This is a genomic window from Nocardia sp. bgisy134 (assembly GCF_965341865.1).
Lineage (GTDB): Bacteria > Actinomycetota > Actinomycetes > Mycobacteriales > Mycobacteriaceae > Nocardia.
The window spans coordinates 208543-233645 of record NZ_CBDQZP010000004.1 but is presented as its reverse complement, the minus strand read 5'-3'; the positions used below and the strand labels follow the sequence as shown (position 1 = coordinate 233645).

Genomic DNA, 25103 nt, shown 5'->3' with positions numbered 1-25103 from the left:
TCAGCGGCTCAGGCGCTGGGCGTGGACTCCGCGAGAGCCTCGGACTCCGGGTCGTCGGATGGCACGACCGGGCTGGGTGTCACGCGGACCCAGGTGTTGTTGACCGCCGCGGCGCCGGAGAACGGGTCGATCGCGGCAGGGTCGTGGAGCAGGTTCACATTCGCCCCGGGCAGCGATGCGGCCAGTGTCCAGCCGACGCCCGGCTCGCGGTGTCCCCATCCGTGCGGGATCGCGACGACGCCGCGCCGGATTTCGTCGCTCACCTCCAGCGCGACGGTGATCGCGCCGGTCGCCGAGGTGACCGTCACCGGGGCGCCGTCGAGCAGCCCGCGCTCTGCGGCGTCGTCCGGGTGCATGAGGGCCGTGCAGCGGTCCTTGCCTTTCACCATGGACGGCACATTGTGCAACCACGAGTTGTTGCTGCGCAGGTGCCTTCGCCCGATCAGCTTCAGGTCGAAATCTTCCGACGGCGCCGTCAACGACCGGCCTCGGCTCGCGTTCTGTACCAGTTCGCGGGCCGCCGCCAGGAAGTCCGGCGGCGCCAAGCGCGCCCGCTTGTCCCACGTCCCGATCAATTCGCGCAACCGCGGACGCAGCGGACCCAGATCGATGCCACCCGCCGACTCGCGCACCTTGGCCACGGTCAACCCCGCCAGCCCCTTCCGCAACACACCGTAGGGGCCCGCGGCCATCGCCGCCGACGCCAGCCGCACCGGGCTCAGCCGCTGGAACACCGCGTTCGCCACGCGCCCGGTGACCCCGCGCACCGGCAACGGCAATATCTCGGTCACCAGCCGCGCCAGAATCTGCCAATCCTCCAACCCGTCGGCGGGCGGCTCGAACACTCGCGCGTCGTAGCGCACGTTGTTGCGCACGCTGAACACCGGGAACAGGACGTTCAGATCCTCCCGCTCCAGCGGCGAGACCGGCGGCAGGACGATGTCGGCGTGCCTTGTGGTCTCGGTGACGTACATGTCCACGGCCACATGGAAATCCAGCGTTTCCAGCGCCGCACCCAACCGACCGCGCTGCGGTGTCGACAACACCGGATTGCCCGCGTAGGTGATCATGGCCCGGATCCGGCCCGGCCCCTCGGTCAGGATCTCCTCCGCCAGCGCCGCCACCGGCAGTTCGGAGCGGAAGGACTTGTAGGCGCCCGAGCTGTCGGTCCACGCCCCGTATCCCATCGGCAGATACTTGGCATACCGGGCCGCGTCGATCGGCGGGGTCGCGAACATCTGCCCGCCCGGCCGATCCAGGTTCCCGGTGACGGCGTTGATGGTGTTCACCAACCAATGCGTCAGCGTGCCGGTCACCTGCTGGCACACCCCGATCCGCGCGTACAGCACCGCCGACGGCGCCGCCGCGTGCTCACGCGCCAGCCTGCGGATCGTCTCGGCAGCCACGCCCGCGTGCGGGGCCATCGCCTCCGGCGTCACCCCGGCCACCAGCGCACGCAACTCCGGCCACCCCGAACACTGCGCACGGATCGACTGCTGGTCGCACAGTTCCTCGGTCACCAGCACGTGCAGCATGCCGAGCAGCAGATATACGTCACCACCCGGCGCCACGGCCACGTGCTCGTCGGCCAGGCGCGCGGTCTCGGTGCGGCGCGGGTCGATCACCACGACCGTGCCGCCGCGTTTGCGCACCTGCCTGATACGCAGCTTCGCACCGGGCATCGTGGTGATCGACCCGTTCGACACCGCGGGATTCGCACCGAGGATCACCAGCCGATCCGTCCGATCGATGTCGGTCACCGGCATCAGCACGTTCGACCCGAACATCCGCCACGCCGCGAACTCCTGCGGGAACTGATCGATCGAGGACGCGGTGTAGAAGTTGCGAGTCAAGAGCACCGCGCGCAGCAGCGCGCCGTAGAGCACCGACGAGCTGTGCGCCGCCGGATTGCCGAGATACATCCCGATCGCGCTCGATCCGTGCTCGGCGCGCACCGCCCGCAGCCGTCGCCCGATCTCGGCGAACGCCTCGTCCCAGCCGATCGGCTCGAAGGTCTCGCCCACTCGCCGCACCGGCGTCCGCAACCGGTCCGGGTCGTGGTGCAATCCGCCCATCGCCGTCGCCTTCGGGCAGATGTACCCCCTCGACAGCACGTCTTCGGGATTGCCTTCGATGCGCGTGACGCGCTCGTCCTCGACGGTCACAAGAATCCCGCAGTGCGCCTCGCACAACGTGCATTGCCGGGCGATTGTGGTAGCGCTCATGGGTTTTCGACACCTTCCGCCGGTCGCTGGCCCCAGGCTACCGCGCACGCCCGCCGCCGTAGATCCACTTACGGTCGGAATTTTCAGCCGACAGGGCATGCGGCAGGGGAGTTCTCGGCCTCCGGCGCTCGGTGGCGTCCGAACCTCGCGGCCCGGCAACGGACTTGCACACAAATCGGGACCTGGCCGTAGAGAAGGCCAGGTCCCAGGTTGTCGGGGTCTCAGAGGCAGAAGCTGACGGACACCGACCCGAGCGGAATGTTCAGGCAGATCGCCACCGGCCCGAGGAACGCGGGGGTCGTCTCGGGTGCCGGCGCGGCCGAGGCGGTGGGAGCGGCGAGGGTACAGACGGACAAGGGGATCACAATCGCGGCGAGGGCCGCGGCAGCCTTGGCGAGCATTTCCATAATCCTTTGCTGAGAGCGACTACAACAAACCCGACTCCCTTAGATCGTGCGCCGCTTCCATGGCGGGGACAAGGCTTGCCGCCACATCGCAAGGCCACCGGTGGGATATTGAGCCCGCACCCGTTTCACCGTCGATCGTGTTGTGTCGACTCGATCACCCCGCCCGGCGGAGGGCCGATCGGCTCGAGTACTCGCTCCACCAACGCGGTGTTGCAGTACTCGACGACCCCGGCGAGCCGCCCCTCGGCGACACGGAAGATCATGCAGTACGTCTGCTCGTAAGCCTCGCCGCGCGTGGTGACGCCGTGGCCGCGAGCCTGCACGACGACGCGATCACCGTCGCCGAGAACACTGTCCGCCTCCAGGCGATAGCTGACGAACTGCGCCATCAGCGGCCCCAGCAAACCGTGCAGGACTACGGATTTCGGTGCCCACGTGCCCGACCAGGACCAGTCGCCGGGAAAGGTCCACGCGAAGTCCTCGGCCATGGCTTCACCGAGCGCGCGCATATCGCCGCGGGCCATTCGATCGAAGACGGCACGCACGAGTTCCACGTTCACGTTCTCCGGGTGCGCGCTCTCCACAGTCGACATGATCATCACCACATTATGTCGAGCAGAACCGGTGACGAACAGACCGATTCCGGCTCTCGGACAAGCGTTTCCAGCCGGGACCACAATAGCCGACTGCTCCTCTGGAGCTGACCGGCTCGCACGTCGCACTGCGGGCAAACACACGATTCGTGCAGGTGCAGGTCCTCGGTCCCCGCCCGCGATGACCTTCGACCCTGGGTTCGCGGGCGGCTCGCTGGTGGCATGGGGACGGCGCATTGCCAGAGCGAGGAGGCAGGATTCGGTGGGTTCCGACATAGCGATCAGCGAGATCGAGGATGCGGCAGGGACCGCGAGGCCGGTGGTTCGACGCGAACACCGTGTGCTGCTGGTGGGTTCGGTCGCCGAGGCCGCGGCCGAACTGGTCGCCCGCGGCCGGGAGGCGTTGCTGTTCACCGACATCGAGACCGGTATGGACGCGGTGCTGTATCGGGGCGGGCCCTACGGCGTGCGCTTGGCGCGCCAGCACCGCCGAGGCTTGCCCGGCGACTCGGAGGCGCCCGCGTTGACCGTCGACGCGCGCCCGACGCCGTATCTGGAGGAATCCGAGGCCGTGGAGCGGCTGTGCCGGTTCGGGTTGTCGTTCGTGTTCTTCAACGACCCGGGCGACGGGCGGGGCAGGTTGCTCTACCGAGGCCACGACGGCGATCTGATCGTCGTGGCGCCGCGATCCACCGAAACGGGAAGGTGAATCACCACGATGACACGCGATCTGACGCAGCGCGAGATTCTCACCGAGCTGGAGCATGTCGCCGAGACCTGCGTGAACCGGCACCTGTCGCTGGCGAAGGACTGGCAGCCACACGACTACGTGCCGTGGGACCAGGGCCGCAATTTCGCCGCACTCGGCGGATCGGATTGGGAGCCTGGCCAATCCGCGCTCAGCGAGGTCGCCAAGGCAGCGATGGTGACCAACCTGCTGACCGAGGACAACCTGCCCTCCTACCACCGCGAGATCGCCGAGAACTTCTCCCGCGACGGCGCCTGGGGCACCTGGGTGGGTCGCTGGACCGCCGAGGAGATGCGCCACAGCACGGTGATTCGCGACTACCTGGTGGTGACTCGGGGCGTGGATCCGGTCGCGCTGGAACAGGCCAGGATGGCGCACATGACCCACGGTTTCGACCCCGGCATCGGGCGCACCGAGGTCGACAGCGGCGCTGGTTTCCTGCATTCGGTCGCCTACGTCAGTTTCCAGGAGCTCGCCACTCGCATCACCCACCGCAACACCGGCAGGGTCTGCCACGATCCGGTCGCCGACCGCATGCTGCAACGCATCGCCGCCGACGAGAACCTGCACATGATCTTCTACCGCACCATCTGCGCGGCCGCGCTGGATCTGGTGCCCGACCAGGCCATCGACGCCATCGACGCCATCGTGGAGAACTTCCGCATGCCGGGGGCGGGCATGCCGGATTTCCGGCGCAACGGCGTACTCATGGCCAAGCACGGTGTCTACGATCTGCGCCAGCATCTGGAGGAGGTACTCGAACCGGTGCTGCGGCAGTGGAACATCTTCGAGCGCACCGACTTCGGGCCTCGCGGTGAGATCGTCAGGGAACGTTTGGCGGCGTTCCTCGACGACTTGGAGCGCGTGCGGATCCCACGGTTCGAGGAACAGCGTGAGCGAGCCCTCGCGCGGGAGCGGGCCAGGGCCTGAACCATGATCTACGGCGGGTAGGTGGCCGCGCTCGACACGCGTGGAGCGCGAGCCCGCTGCCCGATCACAATTCGTCGACGAGCTCGATTCCGGAGACGATCGTGGTCTCGATCTCGATCACGCCGTCCATCGGTGCGTCGATCCAGGGCCGGAGCACCTGCTGGTAGCGGGCGATTCGGGTGGCGTCGGTGATCGGGCGCGCGATTCCGGTGACCACGACCGACCATCCGGTGCGGCGGTCGATGTCGAGGTCGTCGGCTTCGTAGGCCACCACGATGCCCGCTCGTTTCTGCACGGCGGTGGAGAACTGCGAGGCGATCCGGGTGCGCACGATGACCCGCCCGTCCTCGAGCAGATGGTTGACCGGCCGAATCGCGGGCAGTGCGTCGCGGGTGTAGACGACTCGCCCGAACGGGGCTTGGGCGAGCAGCGACAGCGCCTGCTCGCGATCCAGCTCGACGACGGTGCGGCCCGCGGCGGGTAGGCCGGTCATCTGTGCGCGCCTCGTCCGACGCGGCCGACCGGGCGAGAACGCCGTTGGCAGCGGGCGAATCCCACCGTGACGGCCGGTTCGGAAGGTCTCACGTGATGCCCCCATCCGTTCGCGCGTGTGTGCCGGTCGTTTCATGCCACCAGCTCGCCCGAATGCCCCCTAGGGTCGAAGGTCGCCGCAGCGGAGGACCAACGGCCCGCTCATGCGATGCCGATCGGCTGGGAATGTGACGATCGGCCCCGGAGGAGCGGCACTATGGCCGTCTCGATGCGCCCGCGCCGCGCCGACACTGGAATCATGACCGACAGCACCGTACTTCCCGCATCCTCCGTGCCGGATACGCCCACCCTGCTGGCGGCGCTGCAGCTCGCCGCCCGCGCCCCCTCGGTGCACAACACCCAGCCGTGGCGCTGGGAGTTCGACGGCACCCGGCTCGACCTGTTCCGCGACGACGACCGGCTGCTGACCTCCGCCGACCCTGACGGACGCCAGCTGGTGATCAGCTGCGGCGCGATGCTGCACCATCTGCGCACCGCCCTTGCCGCCCGCGGCTGGCACACCGACACCCAGCGCGTGCCCGTGCCGACCCGGCCGGACCTGCTGGCCGCCATCACCTTCCGCGCATGGCCCGACCCGCCCGCGGGGGTCCTGACTCGCGCGCAGGCGATCGAGCACCGTCGCACCGATCGGCTGCCGCTGACTCCGCCGCCGGGGTTGGGCGAGCTGGTGCACACCGCGCGGATGCTGGCCAGCCCGCACGACGTCGAGCTCGACGTCCTCGACGACAGCGCGCGTCCCTTGCTGGCGGCAGCCTCCGAGCACGCCGACGCCAACCGCCGCTACGACATGGACTACCAGACCGAATTGCACTGGTGGGCAGGACATTCCGATGTCAAGGAAGGGGTGCCCGGCACGGCCCTGGCCTCCGACGCCGAGGCCGCCCACGTGCCGATCGCCCGCAAGTTCCCTTCGGCAGCGCATTCCGAACGCCGCGGCGACCTCGACGACCAAGCCGCCTTACTGGTGCTCAGCTCGCCCGGCCACACCGTCTCCGACTGGCTCCACGTCGGCGAAGCCCTTTCCGCGGTGCTGCTCGAATGCACCTCGATGGGATTGGCGACCTGCGCGCTGACCCATATCACCGAGCTGCCCGCCGCCCGTGAGTCGATCCACGGGGTGCTGACCGGTGCGGGCATACCGCAGGTCGTCCTCCGCGTCGGCGCCGCGTCCGTCGACACCACAGCGCCATCACCGACGCCGCGACGCCCCGTCAGCGAGATCCTCACCCTTCGCGACCACGAGGAGCATCCTCCGAGCGAATCTCACCTCGGCTCTGCGACCCGTTGATCGGACAGCGACAGGACGAACGTCACCATGTCGCGTCCCGGGCCGTTGTAGTCGCGCACCGTGTCGTGGACCTCGAATCCCATCGCTTCGTGGAAGGCGATGGAGTTCGTGTTGCGGGGCGAGGTGATCGCTCGGATCACCGTGCGCCCGTCCCGCCGGGCGGCATCGATGAACCGCTGATACAGCCGTCGCGCCAAGCCGCTGCCGCGTCGGCCGGGGTGGACACCGACGAAATGGATGTATGCCTCGTCCGAGTGATCGGGTGAGAAGAAGCCGACGAGGAACCCGACCGGCTCGCTGTCGCATTCGGCGACGAGGCTGGTGGCGGCGAAATGATCGAAGAACAATCTGGGCAGCGCCGCGGCCACCGGGCGCCCCCACCACGCGTCGACGACGCCGACGACCGCCTCGTAATCTCCGGATGTGGCCGGTCGCAACCGAACTGGGCCCTGCACGGACGGTGATTGTGCCAGCCGCCGGGTTCCTGCCACCACCGGCTCGCGGTTCGGTCAACGTCCGAGGGATCGGTCGCCGTCGCAGGGTGGTGACGATACTGGAGGCGGTAGCGACGGGTTTGCCGTCCGCGCGGGTGACCTCGCAGGTGTAGTGGGTGAGGGTGCGGGCGGTGTGGACGGCGCGAGCGGTGGAGCACAGGGTGTCGCGCCAGACCGGGCGCAGGAACACCGTGCGCAGTTCGATGGTGGTGAACGACTCGCCGGGCTGCACGAGGGACGAATCCAACGGCTCCGAAACCGGACTGTTGCCGCCGCTGCACCATCCACCGACATCATCAGCGGCCCCACACCACGAACCTGACTTCCACCCGAGTCGTTTGTGGCTGGCGATACGTTTCTTACCCTCGGCGGCCTCGGCCATCTATTTCCCTTGTCCGCTAACCGTTTGCCTTGCTACCGTCCGGCAGTGAGCCTCACTGAGTGCGCATCGCGCGCGCCAACGACCTGATCGTCATCGAGGACGCGGCGTACGCGTTTCTCGCCGAACCCGCTCCCGCGCCTTTGGTTTCGCGGGCGCCGGAACGCACGTTCTGGCTGTCGAGCCTGTCCAAGAGCGTGGCAGCCGGATTACGCTTCGGGCTGCTCGTCACCCCGCCGTCGGGGCAGGTCACGATGAAACATACGCTGCGGGTGCACATGGCGAGCCCGCCCGGTCTCGTCGCGGCGCTCGCCGCCGTTCGCGGCGCCCTCGACGTCGTGCCGCTGGGCTGACGAGTTGCCATTCCGGTGGCAGGTGGCAGCGTAAACGGCCTGACGTGCAGCCTGCGGGGGCCCTCGCCTATCGGGGGCAGTGGTCGAGGAGCCGGTCGACGGTGGTGGTGATGGTGTCGGCGAGCAGGTCGAGGTCGGGGGTGGTGTCGTAGTCGCCGGTGATGCCGAAGCCGAGGTGGTCGCGGTAGCTGAGGATGGCGATGGCGGTGCGCAGCCGCATCGCGATGGGCGCGAAGGGCAGGATTTCGAGGACTTCGCGGTCGTGCATTCGCAGGGTGCGGGTGGGGCCGGGGACGTTGGTGGCCAGTCCGGCGATGCTGTGCTGGGGGAAACGCAACGCGGTGCGCACCGCCCACGCCAGGGGCGCGAAGGGCACCCAGCGGGCCAGTGACAGAATCGAATTCGCCGCGCCGGCTTCGCCGCTGGCCTTGTGTTTGCTCAGGCTTGCGTGCACGCTGCGCAGTTGGTCGACCGGGTCGTCGAGTTCGATCGGCAGCCGCGGCAGCATCGCCGAGACCCGGTTGTCGAGCGTCCCGTCGGCATCGGCGGTGCGCACCGACACGGGCGCCAGGATCCGCACCGTCTCGGTGTCGGGTTGCTCGTCGCGGGCGAGCAGCATCGCGCGGAACGCGGCGGTCACCGCGGCGAGGGCGACGTCGTTGACCGTCACCTCGAAGGCAGCGCCGATCTGTTTGACCTGCGCCAGCGACACGCGGGCGACGGCGTAGCGGCGTTGGCGTCCGATCGACCCGGTCAGCGAGGATTCGCCCTCGGGCACGATCGCGTTCCACGCCAGCGGCGCCGCCGCGCGCACGGTGCGCAGCAGCGCGGCGGGTGCCTGAACCGGCAGTCGCAGTCCGTCCGCGAGCATCGTTCGCCAATTCCAGCCGTCGTCACGGTCGCTGTCCGGCTCGTGGCGGTTCGGGATCGGAGTGTCGGAGGTCGGGTCGCAGAAGCGTTGGAACAGCGAGATGCCGGAGACGCCGTCGAGCATGCTGTGGTGGGCGGTGACGATCAGCGCCCATCGCTCACCGTCGAGGTGCTCGACCACGGTGCAGCGCCACAGCGGGTGGTCGCGGTCGAGGCGTTGCTCCATCACGGTGGCCACCATCTCCCACAGCGCTCGTTCGTCGCACGGTTGCGGCAGGGCCACCCAGCGCAGATGATGCCCGATATCGAAGTGCGGGTCCTCGACCCACTGCGGGGCGCTCAGATCCCAGCGTGCGCGCCGCAGTTTCTGGTGCAGGCGCGGGTCCACCCCGATCCGCTCGGCCATGCGGCTGGTGAATTCCGCACGCGTGCCGGGGTTTCCGTCGAGGATCGCCACCGCGCCGATACCGGCGTTGACGTGCTGATCGCTGTCTTCGAGTTCCATGAATCCCGAATCCAACGGACCGAGCTCACTCATCCGATCATCCCTCTCGGTCGCTGACTCCTTGGTTGGCTACCTCTGGCATACCCGGTCGCCGCGGTTTACCGCCCCGGTTATCCCGCTCACATAATTGGTATCTCGTATGCGAATTATCGTAGCGTCGGGGCATGCAGCTGACCCGCTTCACCGACCTCGGACTTCGAGTCGTCATGCGCTTGGCGGTGGCGGGGGAGGGTGTTCGCCCGGGAAGCCGCGAGATCGCCGAGGAACTGTCGGTGTCCTACGCGCACGCCGCGAAAGTGATCACCCGCCTCGGTGAGCTCGGCGTCGTGGACGCGCGCCGCGGACGCAGCGGCGGCCTGGCGATCACCGAACTCGGCCGCACCGCCACCGTCGGATGGCTGGCACGCCGCCTCGAGGGTGACGCCGAAGTCGTCGAATGCGATGGAGCCACCCCGTGCCCGCTGCGCTCCGGGTGCAGGCTGCGCTCGGCGCTGCGCCGCGCCCAGCAAGCGTTCTTCGAATCCCTGGACACCCTCACCATCGAAGACCTCACCCGAAGTCCCACCGGCGCCGTCCTGCTCGCCCTGCCCCGATTCGGCGGCGCCGACCCACAGATTTCAGCAACGAACGGAGAATGACATGCTCTCGGCCACCGCGAAGGAGACGATCCGCGCCACCCTACCTGCGGTAGGTGCGGCCATCGACGACATCACGACGCTGTTCTACCGCAAGATGTTCGCCGCCCACCCCGAACTCGAACGGGACCTGTTCAATCGCGGCAACCAGCAGCAGGGCGGTCAGCAGAAAGCGCTCGCCGGCGCCATCGCCGCCTTCGCGGCACTGCAACTCGAACCCGATCAGGCGCGCGTCGACCTCATCCTGTCGCGGATCGCGAACAAGCACGCCTCGCTGGGCATCGAGCCCGCCCAGTACCAGATCGTGCACAAGTACCTGTTCGAAGCCATCGTCGAAGTCCTCGGTTACGCCGTCACCGCCGAGGTCGCCGCGGCATGGGACGAGGTGTACTGGCTGATGGCCGAGACGCTGATCGCGATGGAGGCAGGCCTCTACCGATCCGCCGGTGTCGCGGTGGGCGACGTCTGGCGGAAGGTGCGCGTGCGCGAGCGGCGCCACGAATCCGCCGACACGGTCTCCTTCGTGCTCACCTCGGTCGACGCCGCACCCCTGCCGTCCTTCTCGCCGGGACAGTATCTGTCGGTGGGCGTGCACCTCGAAGACGGCGCCCGCCAGATCCGCCAGTACAGCCTGTCCTCGGCGCCGTCGAACGCCGACTGGCGCATCACCGTCAAACGCGTCGACGCCAAGATCCTGCCCGACGGCTCGCACGCACCGGCCGGTGAAGTGTCGAATTTCCTGTACCACAACGTCTTCGAAGGCGATGTGCTCGACGTGACCACCCCGTTCGGCGACCTGGTGCTCCAGGACGACGACGCGCCGCTGCTGCTGGTCTCCGCGGGCATCGGATGCACGCCGATGATGGGAATGCTCAGCCACCTCGCCGACACCGCCGACCCCCGCCCGATCTCGGTGCTGCACGCCGACCGCTCGCACAGCAGCCACGCCCACCGGGCCGAACTGGCCGAACTCGTCGACCGCCTGCCGTTCGCGATCATGCATCGCTGGTACGAGAACCTCGGCGCCCGCAGCCCCGAAGACCGGCTGCGGGAAGGCCGCGCCGACCTGGGCGAGATCACCATCGCCGCCGACACTCGCGCCTACCTGTGCGGTCCACTGCCGTTCATGCTCGGCATGCGCGAGGCGTTGCTGGAGAAGGGCGTGGCGGCGCAGAACATCCACTACGAGGTCTTCGGGCCGGACAGCTGGGCGGCCGCCCCGGCATAAGCGGCGATCTTCGGGGCGAATTCGGCAGCGGCAACTCGCGGTCGCGCGTTCGAAATCCGGCGAGCGCCGTTGGCGCCGGGCCGAATTCGCCCCTCCGGCCGCCACGAAGCGCGGCCGGATCGTCGGGAAGCCGCCGGGCGCGGGCTGGTGACAGTGGTCCCGGCGATCGCGGACATTCGTCACTGGCGGTCGATGCTCTGCGCAGCAAAGCTGTGGGAGATGACAGCGAGGCCGTGGAAGTTTCGCCGCCCGGGAAAGGATTCGAGATGACCGAGGGAAATCTCCGCGCCGATACCGCCGACCGACCGGTTCTCGTCGCGGTCGACGGCTCGGCGAGCTCGTACCAGGCCGCCGCGTGGGCCGCGGTGGACGCGGTCACCCACGGGTCCCGGCTGCATGTGTTCACCTCGATAGCGTTGATCGGTGGCCTCGGACCGGCGATGAGCCTGCCCGAGGCGGAGATGACGTGGCTGCGCACCGACGGCGAACGGATCGTGACCGAAGCCGCGCGCATCGCACGAGAAGCGGTGCAGGACGCGGAGCTGGACCTCACCACCGAGGTCACCTTCGACCTGCCGATTCCCACCCTCGTCGAACGATCCACAACCCTGCGCACGCTCGCGGTCGGCAGCCGCGGTCTCGGCGCATTCCAGCGTGGCCTGCTCGGCTCGGTCAGCACCGCGGTGGCCAGGCACGCGCACTGCCCGGTGGCGGTAGTCCACGATCGCTCCGCGACCGACGCGGTGTCACTGACCAAACCGGTCCTCGTCGGCGTCGACGGCAGCGAGAACAGTGTGCCCGCCGTGCGTTACGCGTTCGACCAAGCCGCGCGCCGCAAAGTCGAGCTGGTGGCGCTGCACGCGTGGCGCGACACCAGCAGCGTCGATCTGCCTGTGACGGACTGGGATTCGATCCGGGAGTCGGAGCGGGCGCTGCTCGCCGAGCGGCTGGCGGGCTTCGGCGAGGAATACCCCGATGTGACCGTGCGCCGAATCGTGGTGTCGGACAGGCCGGTTCGCGCGCTGCTCGAGGCATCGGCCGACGCCCAGCTGGTGGTCGTCGGCAGCCACGGCCGAGGCGGCTTCACCGGCATGCTGCTCGGATCCACCAGCAACGCGCTGCTGCACGTCGTCGAATGCCCGATCGTGGTGCTGCGTCAACGCTGAACGCCGCCGACGAGATCAGTGCTGGGTGCGAGGGCGGACGACGAGGAGTGGGCATTCGGCGCGGTGCAGGACAGCGTGGGTGACCGAGCCGAGGGTCATTCCGGGGAACGCGCCGCGGCCGTGGCTGCCGAGCACGATCAGCTGGGCCGTGGCCGCCTCGCGCAGCAGGCTGCGGGCGGGACGGTCTTCGGTGACGATGCGGGTCACCGGCACCTCGGGATATTTCTCACCGTATCCGGCGAGGCCTTCGGCCAGCAGTGCCTCGGCCTCGGTCTGCATCTCCGCCCGTGATTCGTAGCGGTAGAACTCCGACCAGGTGTGGACCGCGATCACCTCGACGCCGCGCTCGGAGGCCTCCTCGAATGCCATCGCGATGGCCTGCGCGCTGGAGGTCGAGCCGTCGACTCCGACGACCACCGGCCCATGCCAGGCCGGGGATTTCGATTCGGGGATCACCGCGACCGGGCAGGGAGCCTGGCGGACCAGCGCGGTGCTCACCGACCCGAGCACGACCCGGCCGAACGCGCCGAGGCCGCGACTGCCGACGACGAGCAGGCGCGCGTCTTGGGCGTGGTTGCGCAGCGTCGGCACCGGTGCGCTGTCGGCGACGACCGAGAAGATCTCGATCGGCGCGATCGGCGCGATCGGCGCGGCCGCGGCTCGGGCGGCGTCGCGGGCCGTGGCGAGCAGGTCGTGCCCGGCGCGGCGCCAGGACTCCAGGTCGAAGACCGGGCCTGCCATCCCCGGGCTGAAATCGATCGGCACACCCAGGGCGTGGATCAGGCGCAACGGGGCTCGGTGGCGGGCGGCGTACTGCGCTGCCCAGCGCACGGCCGCGAGGGACTGCTCGGACCCGTCGACTCCGACGACGACGGGCGGGTTGGTGGCCGACATCGGCGTGTGCCTCTCTGTCCCACGAGGATTGGGCGTGACCAGCTATCCATAAGCTAAGCGGCGCATGTTCCTGCTCGCGCCTGCCGTTGGTCACCGACTGCCGGGACCTACGACCGTATCGACAGTTCTCGAGCCCCGACCACCTCGTCCTCGGGATTCCGGCCCTGCGGATTCCACCGCCCGTGCCCTCGCTCGGCTTCGCTCCCAGCCGCGCCGGGTGCCCCGCATCGGCAGGGTCCCCGGCTCGTCCGCCCGGCGCGAGTCGGTCTGCTGATCGCCCGGCGCCGTGGGCCGATCAGTCCGGGTGCACGACCATCACCGGGCAATGGGCATGTTGGACAAGATGATTGCTGGTCGAGCCGAGCAGCAGCCCGCGGAACCCACCGCGGCCGCGGCTGCCGACGACGACCAATTGCGCGGTCTCGGACCACTCGACGAGCTTCTTACGGGGCCCGGCCAAAGAGACCCGGCGGGTGACCGCGACGGTGGGGTACTTCTCCTGCCAGCCTGCCAGTCGTTCCGCCAGCAGCGCATGTTCGCCGGTTTCCAGCTCGGCGATCGGGATGTCGAGATAACTGGTTCCGGCGAACCGTCCCTCCGACAGATCGCTCCACGCGTGCACCACCACCAGCTCGGCGTCCCGCTCACACGACTCGCTGAACGCGGCTTCGATCGCGGGTTCGCCGACCGGGCTGCCGTCCACGCCCACCACCACCGGGCCGCTGCGGCGGACCTGCTGTTTCTTGCCGTCGTGGCGGGCCACCACGATGCGCCCCTTGGCCTGGCTGGTCACCGCCAGCAGGGTCGAGCCCAGATGGGCGAAGGACCCCACTCCGGGGGTGGCGCCCAGGACGACCAGGTGCGCAGCCGGGGACAACTCGATGAGCAATTCGGCGGGGTTGCGCTCGGACAATTCGGTAGCGACCTCGAGGTCCGGGTGAGCCTCGCGCGCGATGCGCTGCGCGCTGTCCAAAGCTTGGAGCCCGTAGTCGCGAAGGGTCTCGACGACCGAGGGCACCAGCACCTCGTAGGAACCCAGCACCGCGCGGGTGGCAGCCAGATCGTAGCCGTGGGTGATGACCAGGCGCCGTCCTCGATCGGCCGCGGTCTGGGCGGCCCACGCTACCGCGTGGGAGCTGGCGGGTGAGCCGTCGGTCCCGACCACCACCGCCGACGAGGCCGAATTGTGGAGGTCGCGACGGTGCCGGTCGGTCATTGCTGCTGCCTTTCAGTAGGTCTCGTCGACGAGTTCGATGCCGGACACGATCGTGGGTTCGATCTCGACTACGCCGTCCATCGGCGAACCGATCCACGGCTGCAGCAGCCGCTGATAGCGGGCGATACGTGCGGGATCGGTGACCGGACGCGCGATTCCGGTCACCGCCACCGACCACCCGGTGCGCCGGTCGATGTCGATGTCGTCGGCCTCGTAGGCCACCACGACCCCCGTTCGTCTCTGCACGGCGGTGGAGAACTGTGATGCCAGCCGGGTGCGCACGATGACAAGGCCGTCGTCGAAAAGATGGTTGACGGGGCGGATCGCGGGTAGCGCGTCGCGGGTGTACACGACTCGCCCGAAGGGGGCTTGCGCGAGCAGCGACAGGGCCTGTTCGCGATCCAGTTCGACGACGTTGCCGTCGAACTGGCTTGCGGTGGAGGAGGATCCGCTCACCGCCGCGCCGCGGCCGACGTCGCTTCGACCGACCGGGCGGGAACGCTGTTCGCAGCCGGTGAATCCCACCACCGTGCTGGTCGGTTCGTAAGGTTCCACGTGATGCCCTATCCCTCAGCGCATGTGCTCACCTCGGCGGTGACCGTTTCATGTGACCAACTGTGCGGATCCGCCTGTTAGGGCCGAAAGTCGCCGGGAAGAAGGACCAACGACTTCCCACGCCCGGACCGGCTTCGGTGTGTGGCGAAGGTCCTTCGGGTTGGAGCATCGAGGCCCTGTCCGCGTCCGAAGGATTCACTCATGCTGGCAGTCATGGGATCCGACATTCGCGTTGAACCCGCCGAGAACGCCTCCGCCGTCCCGGTCGCGTTGTCACCGGTCGTCGCCGGGGTCGATGGATCGGAATTGGCAGTGCGGGCAGCGTACTGGGCCGCCGTCGAAGCCGACGCACGGCAGGCCCCGGTGCACCTGGTGCATATCGCCACACGCGACGAGGTCGGCGTGGAAGGCATGGAAGTGCTGCTGGCCACTCGCCAGGCCGTGCTGGACAGATGGAGCCGGACTTCGCAGCGTTCGGCGCCGGTGATCGAGCCGCAGGTGCTGGTAGGCGACCCCGCCGTCCGGCTCGAAGAGTTGTCCGCGACAGCGGCCCTGCTGGTAGTCGGCGACACCCAGGCAGGACCGTTGGCAGGCATTCTGCACGGCTCGGTAGCGGCCACACTCGCCGGCGCTTCGCGGTGCCCGGTCGCGTTGATACGACCTTTGCACAACGCCGCGTCTGCGGTCGGTCCGGTGCTGGTCGCGGTCGAGGACACCGTCTCCGCGGAGCAGACGCTGCCCGCGGCGTTTCGCGTTGCCGCTACCCACCACAGTTCGCTGCTGGTCGCCGATCTCCGCCACCGCGCCGTGGCCACGGACGACCTCGACGCCCTGATCAACCGTTACCGCGAGCAGTTCGCGACCGTGACAACACAGTGCGCGACGGTCGCCGGTGATCGCCACACGGCGCTGGAACGTCTCAGCGCCGCCGCGCAACTGCTGGTGATCGCCCGCGACGAGCACCACCGATGGCGAGCGCACCTGAATCCGATGCTGCACCTGGCCCTGCATCACACGCACTGCCCGGTGCTGGTGGTGCCACAGGGCGGCCGGGCCGCCACCGGCAGCGAACACCTCGGCCGACACCGCACCACAACCGTTGGATAGGCCGCTGCTCGGTCGGTCCACGCTGTTGCCGCTACCGCGGCGGCCCATCGTGTGCATCCACCGTGGAGCCGGGGTGAACAGCCGCCGCGACGCATGTGCGAGAACGCGCCTCTGTGTGACCGGTGGCGATCTTCTACGGTGGGTATCGCACGGCTCGAGCGATGGCGGGGATGCCAGAATGCTGGGTATGCATGGTCCATCGTGCGACTTCGGCCCAGACGACAGGCCCCCGGTGATCGGAACGTTGGCCCCGTCCCGCTTACGCGAGCTGCTGGCCGAGGTTCAAGACCGCATCGCGGAGATCGTCGGCGTGCGCGACCAGATGGATCGGCTCATCGAGGCGATGTTGGTTGTCACCGCAGGCCTGGACCTGGACAACACGCTTCGAACGATCGTTCACACCGCGATCGAGTTGGTCGATGCCCGCTACGGTGCCCTCGGTGTCCGCGAAACCGACAAGAGCTCAAAGCAGTTGGCCGAGTTCGTATACGAGGGTATCGATGACCGCACGCGGGTGATGATCGGTGATCTGCCGCGTGGGCACGGTGTGCTCGGGCTGCTGTTCGAGCAACCCAAACCGATCCGGCTGGCAGATATGTCCGCACATCCGTCATCGGTCGGTTTCCCCGCCAATCATCCACCGATGAGCACGTTCCTCGGTGTGCCTGTCCAGGTACGCAACGAGATCTTCGGCAATCTGTACTTGACCGAGAAATCCGGCGGCCAGGAATTCACCGAAGACGACGAAGTGGTCGTGCAGGCCTTGGCCGCGGCCGCCGGTATCGCCATCGCCAATGCTCGCCTCTACGAAGAATCCCGGATCCGCCAGCAATGGCTGGAAGCCACTCAGGATGTCGCCGCTGTCGTGCTGGCAGGCGGGGACCCGGACGAAGCGCTCGAACTGATCACCGCCCGCGCGTTGACTTTGACCGGGGCGGCCTGCGCCTATCTCGCCTTGCCCGAGGATCCCGACATGCCGTCGGAGGAAGTCGGCGAACTGGTCGTGGTCTCGGCGTCCGGACTCGACGCCCAGCAGATCGTCGGACAGCGGATCCCGGTTCGGGGGTCGCGCACCGGCGCGGCGTTCCGCGACGAACAGTACGTTCCCACCGACGAACCCTGCGGTGAACCGGAGCTGGATTCGCCGGTGAAGTACGGGCAGGTGTTGACCTCGCCGCTGCGGGCGGGGCAGGCGGTGATCGGCGTGCTGGCCACCCTGCGCTCGGCCGAGATGCCCGCGCTGGATGCCGCAGGACAAATGATGATGGCAGGGTTCGCCAACCAAGCGGCGCTGGCGTTGCAGTTGTCGAACACCCAGCGCCGGATGCGCGAACTCGACGTCGTCTCGGAACGCGACCGCATCGCCCGCGATCTGCACGACCACGTCATCCAGCGGTTGTTCGCGGTCGGGCTGTCGCTGCAGGGGACCGCGCAGCGCGCTCGAGCGCCGGAGGTCAAGTCCCGGCTCAGCGAGACCATCAACGACGTGCAGACCATCGTGCAGGACATCCGCCACTCGATCTTCGATCTGCACTCCAGTACCTCCGCCGAAGCACCGATCCTGCGCAAGCGCTTGCACGCTGTGGTGGCCGAGATGACCGCCGAAACGGACCTGCGGACCTCGATCCGGCTGGCCGGACCGGTCTCGGTGCTGACCTCCACCATGTTCGACCATGTCGAAGCAGTGCTTCGAGAGACACTCAGCAACGTGGTCCGGCACGCCCACGCCAGCGCGGTCTCGGTCAAACTCACCATCGGCGACGACGTCATCCTCGAAATCACCGACAACGGCATCGGCCTGCCGGAAGACATTCCTCGCCGAAGCGGACTGGCCAACATCGCCGCGCGCGCCTACGAGGCCGGTGGAACTTTCAGCGCCGGTCGAGGCCCCAGCGAGGGGACCGTCATTCGCTGGTCGGTCCCGCTACCCCCGGTGTCGTCCGGTGGCGCCCATATCCCTCACGCCACGACGCCGGACAACGCCACCGATCGGTGATCCGACGCGCTCGGATGGATACTCTGTGAGAGATCCGAAGACGCGATTCACCGACCCAAGGATGCCGCGATGACCGGGGACGCTGCTGTTTCGATCGTGGCCCTGACGAAATCGTTCGGCGCGACCAAAGCCCTCGACGGCTTGGACATGACCGTGCACACCGGTGAGATTCACGGATTCCTGGGGCCGAACGGTGCGGGCAAGACGACGACGATCCGGATCCTGCTGGGACTGCTGCGCGCCGACTCCGGCACAGTGCGCTTGCTCGGTGGAGACCCCTGGACCGACGCGGTCGCGCTGCACGCCCGGTTGGCCTATGTGCCCGGCGAGGTCACCTTGTGGCCCGGGATCACCGGCGGCGAGGTCATCGACTTGATGGCGCGCTTGCGCGGCGACATCGACCGGCGGCGTCGCGACGAACTGCTGGACCGGTTCGACCTCGACCCCCGGCAGAAGGCGCGCGCGTACTCCAAGGGCAACCGGCAGAAGGTCGCGCTCGTCGCGGCGCTGGCCTCGGACGCGGAACTGCTGCTGCTCGACGAACCGACCGTCGGCCTCGACCCGCTCAAGGAGGCCGAATTCCAGCGTTGCATCGCGGAAGCGAAGGACGAGGGCCGGACCGTGCTGCTGTCCAGCCACATACTCGCCGAAGTGGAGGCACTGTGCGACCGGGTGAGCATCATCCGTCTCGGGCGCACGGTGGAATCCGGCACGCTCGCCGAACTCCGGCATCTGACCCGCACCACCATCACCGTCGAAACCGCCCGGCCACCGACGGATCTGCACACGGCGGCGGGTGTGCACGATCTGGTCCGCAACGGCACACACGCCAAGTTCGCGGTCGACGCCGCTCACCTCGACACCGCCATGCGCATACTCGCCGATCTGGGCGTGCGTAGCCTCACCAGCGCACCACCGACCGTCGAGGACATTTTCTTGCGTCACTACGGCGCCACTCCGGAGCAGACGGGAAAGGACGAACCGTGAACGCCCTCGCGACGCCGCTGCGGGCGAACACCTCCGGCGTGGCCACGTTGTTGCGATTCGCGTTCCTGCGCGAGCGATTCACGCTGCCGTGCTGGCTGCTCGGCGCGGGCGCGCTGATCACCCTGCAGTCCCTCGGCAGTCAGCGTTTCTATGACACGCCCCAGAAGCTGGCGCAGATTCGCGAGACGATGAGCGCGAGCGCGGCCACCATCGCCATGGGCGGACCGACCCGGCTGCTGAACACGATCGGCGGCGAGATCGTGTTCGAGGTCTTCGCTTACCTGGCGGTCGTGGTCGTGTTGATGAATATGTTCCTGGTCGGCCGGCACACTCGTTCGGACGAGGAAACGGGGCGGGCGGAATTGCTTCGTTCGGCGCGGGTGGGGCGCTGGGCTCCCGCTGTCGCCTCGATCGCACTGGCCGGGCTGGCCGATATCGCCGTGGTGCTGGTGGTCTTCGCCGCCGCGGTGGGTACCGGGCTTCCGATGGCCGGGTCGCTGCTGCTGGGTGTCGTCACCGCGGGAGTCGGGGTCACCTTCGCCGGAGTCACCGCCGTCGCCGCGCAGGTGTTCGAGAACCCACGCACCGTGTACGGGGCGGTCGGGCTCGCGCTGGCGGCCGCGTATGTGGCACGCGCGGTCGGAGATGTCGGCAACGGAGTCGCCTCCTGGACCTCACCCATCGGGTGGGGCCAACGCAGCTACCCGTACACGGGTGACCGGTGGTGGACGGTGCTGTTGTTCGCTGCCGCGACCGCCGTGCTCACCGCCGTCGCGTTCTTCTTGCTCGACCGGCGTGACTTCGGCGCGGGACTTCTCCCCTACGGCACGGGGCGTGCGACCGCTTCTTGGGCGCTGGGGTCGCCGCTGGGCTTGGCGTGGCGGCTGCAGCGCGGGTCGCTGGCGGGTTGGGCGGTCGGCGTTGTCGCATTGGGCGCGGCGTACGGTTCGTTCGCGGACAGTATCGAGGACTTTCTCACCGACAACCCTGAGATCGCCGCCTACCTGCCGGGCGGCGCCGCCCAAGCGGTGGATTCGTATCTGTCACTCGCCATGTCGATCGTCGCGCTGCTCACCGCCGCATACGGCGTCTCCAGTGTGCTGCGCGCCCGTGGGGAGGAGACCGCGGGTCGCGCGGAGCCGATCCTGGCCGCACCCGTGAGCCGAGATCGCTGGCTGGCGAGCCACCTCACCGTCGCGTTGGCCGGCAGTGTGTTCGTGCTGTTCTGCGGGGGCTTCGGCGCCGGGCTGTCCTACGGCTTGTCGATCGCCGACGCCGTCCAGCCGCTTCGATTGACCGGTGCGGCGCTCGCGTCCGCACCTGCGGTCTGGTCGATCGTCGCGATCGCGACGATCGCCTGTGGCTGGACGCCGAGGGCCGCTGTCCCGCTGGCGTGGTCGGTCTTCGCCTACTGCGCGGTGGCCGCCCTCTTCACGACTGCCTTCGACCTGCCCGATTGGTTCGACGATGCCTCACCCTTCACACACGTTCCGAGGACGCCGCTCGAAACCGTGACCGCCGCACCGATACTCGTCGTCACCACGATAGCGGTGGCCGGGCTGGCGGCCGGATTCGCCGGGTTCCGCCGCCGCGACACCGGATACTGACTGCGACGTGGGGGTCTCCGGTTGACGACAACTGCTGATCCGGGAAACCGGAGTGCTCAGTGCCCCGGTCGGCGATCGTGGGGCTGTCGACTCGAGGATTTCCGATTGTGGGCGCCATGGTGTCGCCAGGTGTCTTTCTCGGGTTGCGGGACTGTGCTGACTCGGACGTGGCACTTGGCAGTTCCTCGCCGAACGGGTCGCGGGCGCCCGGCGTGTGCTCGATCTCGGGTGCGGTGACGGCTCGCTGCTGGCGGTGGTTGCTGGATGCGGCCGGTCAGTTCGCGCACGACCGCGCGGCCGCGGGTGAGTTCGGTCAGGTGGGCGAGGGGCAGGTGGATAGTCGGCGGCTTTCGGCTCTTGCTGCCGCCGGGGCGATCGGTTCACGCTGAAAGGGTGGTCGGCAGCGACTCCGCGGTACTGATCGATTCCCGCCGCTATGACGCGGTGATCTTCGATATGGACGGGGTCGTCACCGATAGCGCGTCCATTCACGCCGCGGCTTGGGCACAACTGTTCGACTCGTTCATGGCCCGTCGTGCACCGGCCGAAGGTGAGGATCTTTCCGCGTTCACCGACAGCGACTACCTGCGCTGTGTCGACGGCAAGCCTCGCTACGACGGCGTCGCCGATTTCCTTGCCTCACGGGGTATTTCGTTGCCCTGGGGTGAAACGACCGATTCCGGGGAAGCCGAGACGGTATGCGGGCTGGCCAACCGCAAGGACCGCATCTTCCACGACCGGCTCGCCCGCGACGGGGTTCGAGTCTTCGAATCCACGATCGCGCTGGTCGGGAGGCTGCGTGCGGCGGGCATCGGCGCCGCGATCTTCTCGGCCAGCCGCAACTGTCTTCCGGTGCTCACTGCCGCGGGGATCGGGGATTTGTTCGAGGTCCGGGTCGACGGTCTCGTCGCCGAGGAGCTCGGGCTGACGGGGAAACCGGATCCGGCGATGCTCGCCGAGGCGGCGCACCGGCTGGGGGCCGCGCCGGATCGGACGGTCGTCGTGGAGGATTCCGAGGCCGGGGTGGCGGCCGGACATCGGGGTGGGTTCGCGCTGGTGATCGGCATCGATCGGGGTGGGCATGCCGAACGCCTGCGGGCCGGTGGCGCCGATGCTGTCATCGATGATGCGGCGCGGGTGGCGCTGCGAGGCGGGTTCCGGCGGATCTCGCAGCTGCCGGATGCGCTGCGGTCCTGGACGCGTCTGGTCGATCTGCTCGACACCGAAACACCCGCGGTGCTCCTGGATTTCGACGGGACGCTGTCCGACATCGTCGCCGATCCGGCGGCCGCGGCCCTGGTCGAGGGGGCAGGCGACGCGCTGGCGAAGCTCGCCGCGCTGTGCCCGGTCGCCGTGGTCAGCGGCCGCGATCTGAGGGATGTCCGCGACCGGGTCGGGGTGCAGGGGATCTGGTACGCCGGAAGCCACGGCTTCGAGTTGCTCGCTCCCGACGGCACCCGGCATGTGCACGACGCCGCCGCGCCGGGGGTCGAGCAGGCGCTGAAGCGGGCCGCGGAGCGACTACGTGAACGGGTGCGTTCGGTCCCGGGAGTTGTGGTGGAGCGCAAGCGATTCGCTGTCGCTGTCCACCATCGCCGTGCGGACCTCGACGATGTCGGTCCGGTCGTGGCGGCGGTGCACGAGATCGCGCGGGCGACCGGTTTGCGGGTGAGCACCGGGCGCAAGGTCACCGAGCTGCGTCCGGATGTGAACTGGGACAAGGGTACTGCGCTGCGGTGGGTTCTGGAGCAGCTCACCGTCCCGGTGCTGCCGATCTACCTCGGCGACGATCTGACCGACGAAGACGCCTTCGACGCCGTCGAACCCGATGGACTCGGCATCGTGGTGGGCCACGGCGAGAACGGCGATCGACACACCGCGGCGCGCTTCGCCGTGACCGACCCGGCGGCAGTCGGTGTCTTCCTGGACCGTCTGGCCCGCCAGTTGAGCGCCGCGGCGGATTCCGCAGCATCCGATGCCTGGCTCTTCACCTTCGACGGGTACGACCCCGGGCGCGAGAAGCTGCGTGAGGCACTGTGCACCGTCGGCAACGGCTATCTCGCGGTCCGCGGGGCCGCCCCGGAATCCCGAGCCGGAGAACACCACTATCCCGGCATGTACGTGGCAGGCGTCTACAACCGGCTGCGCGACGAGATCGCCGGGCACACGATCGACAACGAGAGTTCGGTGAACCTGCCGAACTGGCTGCCGGTGACCTTCCGAATCGAAGACAGCGACTGGTTCGACATCGATTCCACCGAAATCCTGTGCTACCGCCAGCAACTTGATCTGCGCCGCGCCGAGCTGATCCGCCGGTTCCGGATCCGTGACAGCGCCGGGCGCATCACCTCGGTGACCCAAAGACGGTTCGTCGCCATGCATCGTCCGCATGTGGGCGCGCTGGAGACAACGATCGCCGCCGAGAATTGGTCGGGTCGGCTGATCATCCGATCGGCCATCGATGGCAATGTCCGCAACAGCCTGGTCGCGCGTTATCGTGACCTGTCCGACGAGCATCTCACGGCGGTACGGACGCGACCGCTGTCGCCGGACTCGGTACTGCTGGCAGTCCGCACCAATCAGTCCGAAGTCTCGGTGGCTATGGCGGCCCGCACCTCGCTGCGCGAAACAGTTTGTGCGGCAAGAGAACTCGTGGATCGCGACGGCCTCGTAGGACACGATCTGACCGTCGAAATCGACGCCGGTACCTCGGTCGTGCTGGAGAAGATCGTCACGGTCTTCACCGGACGTGACCGCGCGATCTCCGCACCCGACGATGCGGCCGTCCGCTGGCTCGCCGCCACCGGTGGTTACGCGCAACTGCGCGAGGGCCATGCCGATGCGTGGGAGCAGCTGTGGCGGCGGTTGCGCTTCGATCTCGACGGCCGCGAGCACGCGGTGCGGATCCTGCGGCTGCATCTGCTGCACTTGGTGCAAACCGTCTCACCCAACAGCACCGATCTCGATGTGGGTGTCCCGGCGCGCGGTCTGCACGGTGAGGCCTATCGCGGGCATGTGTTCTGGGACGAGCTGTTCGTCTTCCCGGTGCTGAATCTGCGGTTCCCCGCCGTGACCGAAGCGCTGCTGCGCTACCGATACCGCCGCCTGCCCATGGCGCGACAGGCGGCCGCCGCGGCCGGGCTGAGCGGAGCGTTGTTCCCGTGGCAGTCGGGAAGCGACGGTCGCGAAGAAAGCCAGCGGATGCATCTGAACCCGCTGTCGGGACATTGGAATCCGGATCCGAGCAGGCGCGCGTACCACAGCGGAATCGCGATCGCCTACACCGTTTGGCAGTACTACCAGGCCACCGGGGACCTCGAATTCCTCACCGCTTGCGGAGCCGAACTGCTGGTGGAGATCGCTCGATTCTGGGCGAGCCTGGCGACCTACGATGCCACGCGCGACCGCTACACGATCCGCGGTGTGATCGGTCCCGACGAATTCCATTCCGGGTATCCGCAGGCGCCCGAGGCAGGCATCGACAACAACGCTTACACCAATGTCATGGCAGCCTGGGTGATCCTGCGGGCGATAGACGCTCTGGACCTGCTCGCCCCGCGCACGCGGACCGAATTGCTGCAATCACTATCCGTGCCGCCTTCGGAACCGCCGCACTGGCACGATGTCGCCCGCCGCATGATCGTCCCGTTCCACGACGGCGTCATCAGCCAGTTCGAAGGCTACGAGCAGTTGGCCGAACTGGATTGGGACCTTTACCGGCAGCGCTACGGCGACATTCAGCGGCTGGATCGCATCCTGGAAGCCGAGGGCGACAACGTCAACCGCTACCGCGCGGCCAAACAAGCCGACGTGCTGATGCTGTTCTACCTGCTCTCCGCCGACGAATTGCGAGACCTGCTTGCCCACCTCGGATACGAGCTGCCCGGCGAGATGATCCCACGCACCATCGACTACTACCTGGCGCGCACCTCGCACGGCTCGACGCTCAGCGCCCTGGTGCACGCGTGGGTGCTCGCGCGAGCCAACCGCGACCGCGCGGTGGAATTCTTCGACCTCGTCCTCGAATCCGATGTCGCCGACATTCAGGGCGGCACCACCGCGGAGGGGATTCACCTCGGCGCCATGGCGGGCAGTATCGATCTGTTGCAGCGCTGCTTCGCCGGGTTGGAGATCCGTTCCGACCGGCTGATCTTCTGTCCACACTGGCCCGTCTCGCTCGGTGCGCTGTCGTTCCCGATCGTGTATCGCGGCCACCGCCTGACCGTGCGCGTCAGTGGCGACAGCATCGAGATCAGCTCCGATCCCGGCGCGTCACCGCCGATCGAGATCGACTGCCGTGGTGAGATCGCACGCCTCGCGCCGGGGGAGACGCTCCGTCTGCCGCCGGAACCAGGAACCTGACGGACT

At 68.3% G+C, this 25103-nt stretch carries 21 protein-coding genes and 2 pseudogenes; 13 read left to right on the top strand and 10 right to left on the bottom strand.

The features are described 5' to 3' along the window. Window positions 1-8: 8 nt before the first annotated feature. From ACRWNM_RS10015 to ACRWNM_RS10005, 3 genes are all read right to left on the bottom strand, one after another. On the bottom strand, window positions 9-2225 hold the full coding sequence (locus tag ACRWNM_RS10015; protein ID WP_431965833.1) for a molybdopterin oxidoreductase family protein: 2217 nt from the start codon (window positions 2223-2225) through the stop codon (window positions 9-11). Between the two features lie 221 nt (window positions 2226-2446). After that, window positions 2447-2626 carry a hypothetical protein gene (locus tag ACRWNM_RS10010; RefSeq protein WP_431965831.1) on the bottom strand — a complete coding sequence of 60 codons (180 nt, stop codon included), beginning with the start codon at window positions 2624-2626 and terminating at the stop codon, window positions 2447-2449. Between the two features lie 131 nt (window positions 2627-2757). Beyond that, a complete protein-coding gene (locus ACRWNM_RS10005) occupies window positions 2758-3231 on the bottom strand; it encodes a nuclear transport factor 2 family protein (RefSeq protein ID WP_431965829.1) in 474 nt (157 codons plus the stop codon). Window positions 3232-3487: 256 nt separating this feature from the next. Here ACRWNM_RS10005 and ACRWNM_RS10000 point away from each other — a divergent pair, with 256 nt between their 5' ends. Together ACRWNM_RS10000 and ACRWNM_RS09995 are read left to right on the top strand one after the other, a co-directional pair. Then, window positions 3488-3934: a sigma 54 modulation/S30EA ribosomal C-terminal domain-containing protein gene (locus ACRWNM_RS10000; protein ID WP_431965827.1), complete on the top strand. Its 447-nt coding sequence runs from the start codon at window positions 3488-3490 to the stop codon at window positions 3932-3934. Window positions 3935-3943: 9 nt separating this feature from the next. Then, the gene (locus tag ACRWNM_RS09995) at window positions 3944-4903 is read left to right on the top strand and encodes an acyl-ACP desaturase (RefSeq protein WP_431965825.1); all 960 of its coding nucleotides are present in this window, start codon (window positions 3944-3946) and stop codon (window positions 4901-4903) included. 64 nt (window positions 4904-4967) lie between these two features. On the opposite strand, the gene ACRWNM_RS09990 is transcribed toward ACRWNM_RS09995, so the two are convergent. Then, window positions 4968-5396, bottom strand: coding sequence for a pyridoxamine 5'-phosphate oxidase family protein (locus ACRWNM_RS09990; RefSeq protein WP_431965823.1), 429 nt, complete (start codon window positions 5394-5396; stop codon window positions 4968-4970). Window positions 5397-5693: 297 nt separating this feature from the next. Between ACRWNM_RS09990 and ACRWNM_RS09985 the strand changes: the two genes are divergently transcribed. Further along, window positions 5694-6743 carry an Acg family FMN-binding oxidoreductase gene (locus tag ACRWNM_RS09985; protein ID WP_431965821.1) on the top strand — a complete coding sequence of 350 codons (1050 nt, stop codon included), beginning with the start codon at window positions 5694-5696 and terminating at the stop codon, window positions 6741-6743. Here ACRWNM_RS09985 and ACRWNM_RS09980 read toward each other — a convergent pair. Further along, a complete protein-coding gene (locus ACRWNM_RS09980) occupies window positions 6719-7198 on the bottom strand; it encodes an N-acetyltransferase family protein (protein ID WP_431965819.1) in 480 nt (159 codons plus the stop codon). The genes ACRWNM_RS09985 and ACRWNM_RS09980 overlap by 25 nt on opposite strands. A gap of 172 nt (window positions 7199-7370) precedes the next feature. Further along, a pseudogene (locus tag ACRWNM_RS09975) lies at window positions 7371-7619 on the bottom strand (hypothetical protein); the annotation flags it as partial. Window positions 7620-7678: 59 nt separating this feature from the next. On the opposite strand from ACRWNM_RS09975, the gene ACRWNM_RS09970 reads away from it, so the two are divergent. After that, entirely contained in the window at window positions 7679-7969 is a 291-nt protein-coding gene (locus ACRWNM_RS09970) for a hypothetical protein (protein ID WP_431965817.1), read from the top strand. 67 nt (window positions 7970-8036) lie between these two features. Here ACRWNM_RS09970 and ACRWNM_RS09965 read toward each other — a convergent pair whose 3' ends face one another. Continuing rightward, window positions 8037-9377, bottom strand: a complete 1341-nt coding sequence (locus ACRWNM_RS09965) for a wax ester/triacylglycerol synthase family O-acyltransferase (RefSeq protein WP_431965815.1) — start codon at window positions 9375-9377, stop codon at window positions 8037-8039. Between the two features lie 131 nt (window positions 9378-9508). Between ACRWNM_RS09965 and ACRWNM_RS09960 the strand changes: the two genes are divergently transcribed. The 3 genes from ACRWNM_RS09960 to ACRWNM_RS09950 all read left to right on the top strand — a co-directional run bounded on the left by ACRWNM_RS09960 (window position 9509) and on the right by ACRWNM_RS09950 (window position 12373). Continuing rightward, window positions 9509-9982, top strand: a complete 474-nt coding sequence (locus ACRWNM_RS09960; RefSeq protein ID WP_431965813.1) for an RrF2 family transcriptional regulator — start codon at window positions 9509-9511, stop codon at window positions 9980-9982. A gap of 1 nt (window position 9983) precedes the next feature. Continuing rightward, window positions 9984-11207, top strand: a complete 1224-nt coding sequence (locus ACRWNM_RS09955; protein ID WP_431965811.1) for a globin domain-containing protein — start codon at window positions 9984-9986, stop codon at window positions 11205-11207. Between the two features lie 266 nt (window positions 11208-11473). Next, a complete protein-coding gene (locus ACRWNM_RS09950; protein ID WP_431965809.1) occupies window positions 11474-12373 on the top strand; it encodes a universal stress protein in 900 nt (299 codons plus the stop codon). Window positions 12374-12388: 15 nt separating this feature from the next. Here ACRWNM_RS09950 and ACRWNM_RS09945 read toward each other — a convergent pair whose 3' ends face one another. The 3 genes from ACRWNM_RS09945 to ACRWNM_RS09935 form a co-directional block, all read right to left on the bottom strand. After that, on the bottom strand, window positions 12389-13267 hold the full coding sequence (locus tag ACRWNM_RS09945) for a universal stress protein (protein ID WP_431965807.1): 879 nt from the start codon (window positions 13265-13267) through the stop codon (window positions 12389-12391). Between the two features lie 295 nt (window positions 13268-13562). After that, the gene (locus ACRWNM_RS09940) at window positions 13563-14483 is read right to left on the bottom strand and encodes a universal stress protein (RefSeq protein ID WP_431965805.1); all 921 of its coding nucleotides are present in this window, start codon (window positions 14481-14483) and stop codon (window positions 13563-13565) included. Window positions 14484-14495: 12 nt separating this feature from the next. After that, complete coding sequence (locus tag ACRWNM_RS09935) at window positions 14496-14939, bottom strand: pyridoxamine 5'-phosphate oxidase family protein (RefSeq protein ID WP_431966169.1); 444 nt, start codon at window positions 14937-14939, stop codon at window positions 14496-14498. A gap of 300 nt (window positions 14940-15239) precedes the next feature. Here ACRWNM_RS09935 and ACRWNM_RS09930 point away from each other — a divergent pair, with 300 nt between their 5' ends. The 6 genes and pseudogenes from ACRWNM_RS09930 (at window position 15240) to otsB (ending at window position 25097) form a co-directional block, all read left to right on the top strand. Further along, a complete protein-coding gene (locus ACRWNM_RS09930; RefSeq protein WP_431965803.1) occupies window positions 15240-16145 on the top strand; it encodes a universal stress protein in 906 nt (301 codons plus the stop codon). Window positions 16146-16323: 178 nt separating this feature from the next. Beyond that, the gene (locus tag ACRWNM_RS09925) at window positions 16324-18141 is read left to right on the top strand and encodes a GAF domain-containing protein (RefSeq protein ID WP_431965801.1); all 1818 of its coding nucleotides are present in this window, start codon (window positions 16324-16326) and stop codon (window positions 18139-18141) included. A gap of 69 nt (window positions 18142-18210) precedes the next feature. Beyond that, complete coding sequence (locus tag ACRWNM_RS09920) at window positions 18211-19128, top strand: ABC transporter ATP-binding protein (protein WP_431965799.1); 918 nt, start codon at window positions 18211-18213, stop codon at window positions 19126-19128. Beyond that, window positions 19125-20735, top strand: a complete 1611-nt coding sequence (locus ACRWNM_RS09915; protein ID WP_431965796.1) for an ABC transporter permease — start codon at window positions 19125-19127, stop codon at window positions 20733-20735. The genes ACRWNM_RS09920 and ACRWNM_RS09915 overlap by 4 nt, the downstream gene beginning before the upstream one ends. Before the next feature lie 187 nt (window positions 20736-20922). Then, window positions 20923-21042 (top strand): annotated as a pseudogene (locus ACRWNM_RS09910) (hypothetical protein); the annotation flags it as partial. Window positions 21043-21128: 86 nt separating this feature from the next. Continuing rightward, a complete protein-coding gene (gene otsB, locus ACRWNM_RS09905; protein WP_431965794.1) occupies window positions 21129-25097 on the top strand; it encodes a trehalose-phosphatase in 3969 nt (1322 codons plus the stop codon). Window positions 25098-25103: the final 6 nt, after the last annotated feature.

Excerpts from the sequence above, each read along its gene's own strand:
- ACRWNM_RS10015 (WP_431965833.1), bottom strand. The coding sequence starts at position 2,225 with ATGAGCGCTACCACAATCGCCCGGCAATGCACGTTGTGCGAGGCGCAC.
- ACRWNM_RS10010 (WP_431965831.1), bottom strand. The coding sequence starts at position 2,626 with ATGCTCGCCAAGGCTGCCGCGGCCCTCGCCGCGATTGTGATCCCCTTG.
- ACRWNM_RS10005 (WP_431965829.1), bottom strand. The coding sequence starts at position 3,231 with ATGATCATGTCGACTGTGGAGAGCGCGCACCCGGAGAACGTGAACGTG.
- ACRWNM_RS09995 (WP_431965825.1), top strand. The coding sequence starts at position 3,944 with ATGACACGCGATCTGACGCAGCGCGAGATTCTCACCGAGCTGGAGCAT.
- ACRWNM_RS09990 (WP_431965823.1), bottom strand. The coding sequence starts at position 5,396 with ATGACCGGCCTACCCGCCGCGGGCCGCACCGTCGTCGAGCTGGATCGC.
- ACRWNM_RS09985 (WP_431965821.1), top strand. The coding sequence starts at position 5,694 with ATGACCGACAGCACCGTACTTCCCGCATCCTCCGTGCCGGATACGCCC.
- ACRWNM_RS09965 (WP_431965815.1), bottom strand. The coding sequence starts at position 9,377 with ATGAGTGAGCTCGGTCCGTTGGATTCGGGATTCATGGAACTCGAAGAC.
- ACRWNM_RS09960 (WP_431965813.1), top strand. The coding sequence starts at position 9,509 with ATGCAGCTGACCCGCTTCACCGACCTCGGACTTCGAGTCGTCATGCGC.
- ACRWNM_RS09955 (WP_431965811.1), top strand. The coding sequence starts at position 9,984 with ATGCTCTCGGCCACCGCGAAGGAGACGATCCGCGCCACCCTACCTGCG.
- ACRWNM_RS09950 (WP_431965809.1), top strand. The coding sequence starts at position 11,474 with ATGACCGAGGGAAATCTCCGCGCCGATACCGCCGACCGACCGGTTCTC.
- ACRWNM_RS09945 (WP_431965807.1), bottom strand. The coding sequence starts at position 13,267 with ATGTCGGCCACCAACCCGCCCGTCGTCGTCGGAGTCGACGGGTCCGAG.
- ACRWNM_RS09940 (WP_431965805.1), bottom strand. The coding sequence starts at position 14,483 with ATGACCGACCGGCACCGTCGCGACCTCCACAATTCGGCCTCGTCGGCG.
- ACRWNM_RS09930 (WP_431965803.1), top strand. The coding sequence starts at position 15,240 with ATGCTGGCAGTCATGGGATCCGACATTCGCGTTGAACCCGCCGAGAAC.
- ACRWNM_RS09925 (WP_431965801.1), top strand. The coding sequence starts at position 16,324 with ATGCTGGGTATGCATGGTCCATCGTGCGACTTCGGCCCAGACGACAGG.
- ACRWNM_RS09920 (WP_431965799.1), top strand. The coding sequence starts at position 18,211 with ATGACCGGGGACGCTGCTGTTTCGATCGTGGCCCTGACGAAATCGTTC.